This window comes from Roseateles sp. P5_B10 (genome assembly GCF_056400485.1).
In genome coordinates, this window is record NZ_JBFULE010000959.1 from 1 (window position 1) to 1,817 (window position 1,817).

The following is a 1,817-nucleotide window of genomic DNA, read 5'->3' on the forward strand; positions in this document are numbered from 1 at the left end:
CCTTGATGCGCGCGGCATGGGCAGGGGCAACGGGCGCCAGCACGACGGCCAGGCTGAGGAGGAGGGCTTGCAGGTACTTCACTCGACCGATTCTGCGGATCCTTGAGCCCGCGAAGCCGACGAAAAGGGCGCGGTCAGCCCCGCTTTTCTGAACCATTGGTCGTGGCCGCCATGAGCCGCGGGTATTTTTCACACCCCGCCGAGGCTGTAAGGCCGGCGACCTTCGCCCGACCACTCACCACCTGTGAGCACTGAGGCGCCCAGTCAGCACAGCAACCTCTCTTCCACCGTCCCTTTTGGAGACTGACATGACACGCCTTTCCCTGCTGACCCTCGTGCTGGCCACCTCGCTTGCTGCCTTTTCTGCCCCCAGTCAGGCCCAGGGCCTGACCCGCGAACAGGTCAAGATGGAGCGCGACACCTTCCTGGCCCTGATGCGCTGGGACGAACTCACCGGCATGTGGGTGCTGAAGTCCGGCATGGAGCCGCCCAAGGGTGTCATGTCGCGTGCCGAGGTTCTGGCGATGCGCGACCAGTTCCTGCGCATGAATGTCTACGACGACACCGTCGGCAGCTGGGTGCCGATCAAGGCGCCGCGCGACATGAGCACGCTGACGCGCGAGCAGGTCAACATGGAGACGCTGCGCTTTTTGATGATGTATCGCTACGACGAGCAGCGCAACGAGTGGGTCAGCAAGATGCGCTGAGCCCTGCAGCCCTGTCGGGGCAATCCGGACATGGATGCCCGACCGCTTGGTCGGGCATTTTCCGTTGCCGTCTGCAAGGTCCGGCTAAGCCCTTGGACCTGCGTGCGTGAGATCCTGTCAATCCCGACTTCCGGCCCGCCGTAGATAGACCGAGGCCGCGATGTCTCCGCCGGCTCCCCGGGACTGCTAAACGTTTTCCCGCATTCCCGCCAATTGCGGACGTTTGAGAGCAATTGGGAGCTYAGCGGCACCTGTTTGCGGAGGGGCGGTGACAGGTTTCTGAATGTGTATRTCGGTAAAGTTTTGCTTRCCGATYCGAGCTGCATTCRKTTGCAAGACCTGCCATGCCYCCGCCCTTCGAACCGTTGACCCTGGTTCATGTCGTGTTTTCATCCCGCATCGCGGGCGGTGAGCGGCATTGCATCGACCTCGCCAATGCCCAGGCCGCGCTGGGCCATCGTGTCCACGTCATTGGCACGGCCAATTCCGTTGTTGCCGCTGCGTTGGCTCCCGCGGTGCGCTTCCACGGGCTGAAACTGCCGCTGCTGCGCGGCTGGCGAGTGGCCAACCTGGCGCGCCGGCTGGCGGCCGATGTCTGCCATGGCCACCTCGGCCCGGCCTGCAAGGCCGTCGCGCACGCCCGGCCTTCGACCCGCGTCGGCACCCTGCACGTCGGCTACAAGGCTCATCACCATGCACGCATGGACGGCCTCATCTGCGTGAATCGCGCCCAGTACGAGAGCCTGCCTGAGCGTGAAGCGCTGGCCAGCGTCATCTACAACTGGGCGCCGGAGCGCGACGCCGCGGCCGCCGCCCGTCACACCGATCTGCGCGCCGAGCTCGGTCTGGCACCCGGCCAGCTGCTGGTCGGCAGCGTGGGCCGCCTGCACCGCAGCAAGGGCATGGATCTGCTGATCGCCGGCTTCAGGGCTCATGCACCGGCCGATGCCGTGCTGGCCATCCTGGGCGAAGGGCCGGACGAGGCCGCGCTGAAGGAACTGGCTGCGGGCGACTCGCGTGTGCGCCTGCTGGGTTTTCGCAGCGATGTTGATCAGGCGTTGAAATCCTTCGATCTCTTCGTGTCACCGTCGCGTGAGGAGGCTTTTCCGC

The 1,817-nt window shown here is 65.1% G+C and carries 2 protein-coding genes; both read left to right on the plus strand.

Going from position 1 to position 1,817, the window contains the following annotated elements; all coding sequences use genetic code 11:
- Positions 1 to 308 precede the first annotated feature (308 nt).
- Entirely contained in the window at positions 309 to 707 is a 399-nt protein-coding gene (locus AC1DU6_RS29735; protein ID WP_056199163.1) for a DUF4148 domain-containing protein, read from the plus strand.
- A gap of 344 nt (positions 708 to 1,051) precedes the next feature.
- On the plus strand, positions 1,052 to 1,817 hold a 766-nt coding region (locus AC1DU6_RS29740; protein WP_477861610.1), incomplete at its 3' end, for a glycosyltransferase.